This is a genomic window from Microbispora sp. CSR-4, from assembly GCF_008033685.1.
Classification (GTDB): Bacteria; Actinomycetota; Actinomycetes; order Streptosporangiales; family Streptosporangiaceae; genus Microbispora.
The window spans coordinates 1-261 of record NZ_VJVX01000342.1; the positions used below are offsets into that span (position 1 = coordinate 1).

Here is a 261-nt window from a genome sequence, read left to right on the forward strand (position 1 = left end):
GGCGTCGGTCAACCCGCTCGTCCAGCGGATGAAAGCCACCGCCCGCGGCTCATCCAACACCCCCTCCAGCATCGCCTCACCGAGCACCGGCAGGCGGCGATGCAGATTCCACGCCAGCTCGAACGCCGAATCCGCGCGGCGGCGCGACCACACCAGCGCCGCCCGCGCCTCATCCGGGGCGAACTCCTCCGGTGTTTGCAGGCGGACCACGCTGTCGCCGGACCACGCCTCACGCAGCCCGACCTCCAGCAGCACCCGCAA

At 71.6% G+C, this 261-nt stretch carries 1 protein-coding gene; it reads right to left on the reverse strand.

All coding sequences use genetic code 11. From position 1 onward, the window contains the following. Positions 1–261: hypothetical protein (locus FLV34_RS41195; protein ID WP_222709836.1), on the reverse strand; the 261-nt coding region annotated here is incomplete at both ends.